This window comes from Oscillibacter sp. CU971, from assembly GCF_905219725.1.
GTDB lineage: Bacteria > Bacillota > Clostridia > Oscillospirales > Oscillospiraceae > Oscillibacter.
Genome location: NZ_CAJMXG010000229.1, coordinates 1 through 4,516, shown reverse-complemented (window position 1 = coordinate 4,516; position 4,516 = coordinate 1). Strand labels below are relative to the sequence as shown.

5 protein-coding genes and 2 tRNA genes are annotated in these 4,516 nt (G+C 64.9%); 2 read left to right on the top strand and 5 right to left on the bottom strand.

Annotated features, from left to right (window positions below):
- From JX325_RS13000 to lspA, 4 genes are all read right to left on the bottom strand, one after another.
- A tRNA-Asp gene (locus JX325_RS13000) sits at positions 1 to 77 on the bottom strand.
- A 36-nt stretch (positions 78 to 113) separates the two neighbouring features.
- Positions 114 to 190: transfer RNA gene (locus JX325_RS12995), tRNA-Val, on the bottom strand.
- A gap of 120 nt (positions 191 to 310) precedes the next feature.
- A complete protein-coding gene (locus JX325_RS12990) occupies positions 311 to 1,222 on the bottom strand; it encodes an RluA family pseudouridine synthase (protein WP_204791530.1) in 912 nt (303 codons plus the stop codon).
- A complete protein-coding gene (gene lspA, locus JX325_RS12985; protein ID WP_204791529.1) occupies positions 1,188 to 1,700 on the bottom strand; it encodes a signal peptidase II in 513 nt (170 codons plus the stop codon). Before lspA ends, JX325_RS12990 begins: the two co-directional genes overlap by 35 nt.
- A gap of 180 nt (positions 1,701 to 1,880) precedes the next feature.
- On the opposite strand from lspA, the gene JX325_RS12980 reads away from it, so the two are divergent.
- Both JX325_RS12980 and JX325_RS12975 read left to right on the top strand, forming a co-directional pair.
- Positions 1,881 to 2,126 (top strand): hypothetical protein, encoded by a 246-nt coding sequence (locus JX325_RS12980; protein ID WP_204791528.1) that lies wholly within the window; start codon positions 1,881 to 1,883, stop codon positions 2,124 to 2,126.
- A gap of 60 nt (positions 2,127 to 2,186) precedes the next feature.
- A complete protein-coding gene (locus JX325_RS12975; protein ID WP_204791527.1) occupies positions 2,187 to 2,486 on the top strand; it encodes a hypothetical protein in 300 nt (99 codons plus the stop codon).
- Positions 2,487 to 2,531: 45 nt separating this feature from the next.
- Here the strand turns inward: JX325_RS12975 and JX325_RS12970 are convergent.
- A partial coding sequence (locus tag JX325_RS12970) for an ATP-dependent Clp protease ATP-binding subunit (RefSeq protein ID WP_204791526.1) occupies positions 2,532 to 4,516 on the bottom strand: 1,985 nt, incomplete at its 5' end.

The window sequence follows — 4,516 nt, the reverse complement described above, 5'->3', positions numbered from 1 at the left end:
TGGCGACCCGGAACGGGCTCGAACCGTCGACCTCTAGCGTGACAGGCTAGCGTTCTAACCAACTGAACTACCGGGCCGTAACCTTGCGTGGAAGGGGCTTAAGAGTGGGGATCTGGTGGGAACAACTGGACTCGAACCAGTGACCCCCTGCTTGTAAGGCAGATGCTCTAACCAGCTGAGCTATGCTCCCAAGTCACCGCCCACGTCAAACGGCATTGACTAGTGTACGAAAAGATTTCGGTTTTGTCAAGGCGTATTTCAAAATTTTTTGGTTTTTTCTGAAAATTCATCACCGCCCCCGGAAGAACCCTCAAAGCCGCCGGGCCAGCCTTTGGAGCTGGGCTTGAAATTCCTCCGGCAGGGGGCAGGAGAGCTCCACGGTTTTTCCGGTGCGGGGGTGGACGAACCGCAGGCCCGCGGCGTGGAGGCACTGGCCCTGGAGGCCGGGGGCGGGCTTCCCATAGACCGGGTCCCCCAGGATGGGACGGCCCAGATAAGCCAGGTGGACCCGGATCTGGTGGGTCCGCCCGGTCTCCAGGCGGCAGCGGAGGTGGGTGAAGCCGGGAAAGCGGGCCAGGACCTCCCAGTGGGTGACGGCGGGGCGGCCGGTGGGGATTACCGCCATCTTCTTCCGGTCCGCCGGGTGCCGCCCGATGGGGGCGTCCACCGTTCCCCGGTCCTCCCGGAAGCCGCCCGCGGCGATACACTCGTAGGTCCGGGCCAGGCTGTGGTCCTGGAGCTGGGCGGCCAGGGCCTGATGGGCAAAGTCGTTCTTGGCGGCGATGATGAGGCCGGAGGTGTCCCGGTCGATGCGGTGGACGATGCCGGGGCGCAGGGCCCCGCCCACGCCGGAGAGGCTGCCGCCGCAGTGGCAGAGCAGGGCGTTGACCAGGGTGCCGTCCGGATGGCCCGGGGCGGGGTGGACCACCAGGCCCTTGGGCTTGTTCACTACGATGACGTCCCCGTCCTCGAAGACCACGTCCAGGGGGATGTCCTGGGGCAGGGCGTCCAGGGGTTCCGGGTCCGGCAGGGAGACGGCCAGCGTTTCTCCCCCGGTGAGCTTATAGTTTTTCGCCAGGGGCTTCCCGTTCAGGGTGACCCGGCCCTCCTCCAGAAGGCGCTGGGCGGCAGAGCGGGTCAGGCCCTCCGCCTGGGAGGGAAGCCATGCGTCCACCCGCTTCCCGGCGTCAAGTTCCGTGGGACGGAGCGTCAGCGTTTCCATGGGGCTTCTCCTTTTTGTCGTACTTCTCGTAAAACCACTGGTAGTAGACGAGGCCCAGGACGCAGCCGGAAACGATGCACATGTCCGCCACGTTGAAGACGGGATAGCTCTCGTAAAACTGGAAGTGGAACATGTCCACCACGTAGCCCAGGCGCACCCGGTCCAGAATGTTCCCCAGGCCGCCGGAGATAATGAGGCAGCAGGCCAGGGTCCCCAGGGGGTGCCGGACCACCCGGCGGACCAGCAGGGCCAAAATCGCCAGGACGATAAGGCCGGTGGCGGCGACCAGCAGCCAGCGCTGCCCGGAAAAGCTGGACCAGGCCGCGCCGTAGTTGTGGACGGCTTTCCACTCCACAAAGCCCGGCAGGAGGGGACGGGTCTCTCCCAGGGGAAGGGTGAGGGTGATATAATGCTTGACCCACTGGTCCAGGGCCAGCAGGGCCAGGCCCAGCAGGGCGGAGAGGGCGGTGAAGGGCATGGCGGGGCCTCCTTTGGAGAAATGGTGTTCCCTGACAGTGTACACGCTTTTGGTGGAAAAGGCAAGGGCGGCGTTTGGACGATTCCTCTTGAAGGATGAGAGAATCTGTGGTAGGNTATTTTTGCAATAAGCTGTCGCTTCCGGCGGACCACCGCGGGCGAGGAGAGGAGGAAACCCTTCATGGCGGAAGAAATAACCGAGCCCGTACAGGCGGTCCCTGAAGAAGAGGCTCCAAAACAAGAGGCACCAAAACAAGAAGATCCAAAACCGGAGGCCCCCCCACAGGCGGCGCCTGTCCCGGCTGAGAAGCCCAAGAAAAAGGACGGGCCCGCGCTGACGGTGCTGACGGTGCTGCTGGTTTTGGTGGGCGTGGCCGATCTGGCCCTGTGGGGCCTGGCGGGCTTCTATTTTCTCGGGAACCTCTAGGACCGGACTGTCTGGGCGGTACCATCCAACCATTTGGCGAAACGCGGAAAGGAAACATGTATGGCGAAAACAGCGTGGATTTTTTCCTACAAGCTCAAAAAGACCGTGACCCCGGAGGAGTTCATGGAGCGGACCCAGGCGCTCCACGACGCGGTGATTTCCAAGGCCAAGGGCTTTCTCTCCTGGGAGCACTATGTGCAGGACGAGACCTGGACGGACTTCGTCCTCTGGGAGACGGAGGAGGACGCCCAGAACGCAACCACCGTGGGGCAGGGCACGGCGGAGGCGGAGGCCTTTTACGCCTGCATCCGCATGGTGACCTGCCGGGCGCTGATTTCCCGGTTTGTGAAAAAGTATTGAGAACAGCGCAAGGCCCCGCCGGAACGGCGGGGCCGTTGATTTTGTTCAGGCGGGTATTTCCTCCTTGCTCACCAGCAGCTTGCTGTCCTCTACGGTGAGGGCGGCGGTGTCCCCCTCCTTGAGGGTGCCGTCCAGCATCCGCTCCGCCACGGCGTCCTCCACCTTGCTCTGGATGCAGCGGCGCAGGGGCCGGGCACCGTATTTCGGGTCGTAGCCCTCCCGGACCAGCTCCGCCACCGCCTCGTCGGAGGCGCTGAGGTGCAGGCCCATGGACTCCATCCGGGCGGAGACGGTTTCCAGCATCCGGCGGGCCACCTCGTGGATGTCCGCCTCCGTCAGGGCGCGGAAGACGATGATATCGTCGATGCGGTTCAAAAACTCCGGCCGGAAGGTCTGGCGGAGCTCCGCCATGACGGTTTCCTTGGCCTGGAGGAACTTCTTCTCCTCGCCGTCCGCCGCCGGTTCGCCGGAGTTGAAGCCCAGGCGGGTCCCGGCGGTGGTCAGGCTCTTGGCCCCGATGTTGCTGGTCATGACAATGACCGCGTTTTTGAAGTCCACCGTCCGGCCCTGGGAGTCCGTAATCCGTCCGTCGTCCAGGATCTGGAGGAGGATGTTCCACACGTCCTCGTGGGCCTTCTCAATCTCGTCGAAGAGGACCACGGAATAGGGCTTGCGCCGGACCCGCTCGGTGAGCTGGCCGCCCTCCTCGTGGCCCACGTAGCCCGGGGGGGAGCCGATGAGGCGGGAGACGGTGTGGCGCTCCATATACTCCGACATGTCGATGCGGATGATGGCGCTCTCGTCGCCGAACATGGCCTCCGCCAGGGATTTGCACAGCTCCGTCTTCCCAACGCCCGTGGGGCCCAGGAACAGGAAGGAGCCCGTGGGCCGCTTGGGGTCCTTCAGCCCCACCCGGCCCCGGCGGATGGCCCGGGCCACGGCCTTCACAGCCTCGTCCTGGCCCACCACCCGCTTGTGGAGAATTTCTTCCATCCGAAGAAGGCGGCTGCCCTCGTCCTCCGTCAGGCGGGTGACGGGGATGCCCGTCCAGCCCGCCACCACGGCGGCGATGTCCTCCGCCGTGACGGGGCGGTGCTGCCGGGGGCTGGAGCGCCGCTTCTCCCGCTCCTGCTCCACCTGGTCCCGGTAGTTGCTCTCAATGTCCCGGAGCTGGGCGGCGGTCTCATAGTCCTGACGCTGGATGGCGGCGTCCTTGTCCTTGGCCAGGGCGGCAATTTTCTCCTCCAGGGATTTCAGCTCCGGGGAAATTTCCTCCTCCTCCATGCGGACCCTGGACGCGGCCTCGTCCATCAGGTCAATGGCCTTGTCGGGCAGGAAGCGGTCGGAGATATACCGGGCGGAGAGGGAGACGGCGGCCTCCAGGGCCTCGTCAGTGAGCTGAAGCTTGTGGTGCTGCTCGTACTTCTCCCGGAGGCCCTTCAAAATCTCCAGGCTGGCCTCCTGGCTGGGCTCGCCCACCTGGACGGGCTGGAAGCGGCGCTCCAGGGCGGCGTCCTTTTCGATATACTTCCGGTACTCGTTCAGGGTGGTGGCCCCGAGACAGCGGATTTCTCCCCGGCCCAGGGCGGGCTTGATGATGTTGGCGGCGTCCACGGCCCCCTCGGCAGACCCTGCCCCCACGATGGTGTGGAGCTCGTCGATGAAGAGGATCACGTCCCCGGACTTCTTCACCTCGTCCAGGGCCTTTTTGATGCGCTCTTCAAACTCGCCCCGGTACTTGGTCCCCGCCACCATGCCGGAGAGGTCCAGAGAGAGGATGCGCTTGTCCAGCAAATCCTCGGGCACGTCCCCCATCGCAATTTTCCGGGCCAGGCCCTCGGCAATGGCGGTTTTGCCCACGCCGGGTTCGCCGATGAGGCAGGGATTGTTCTTCGTCCGGCGGGAGAGGATCTGGATAACCCGCTGGATCTCGTCGTCCCGGCCCACCACGGGGTCCAGCTTGCCGTTCCGGGCGTCGGCGGTCAGGTCCCGGGTGAACTCCCGGAGGGTCTTCCCGCTCCCGCTAGCCC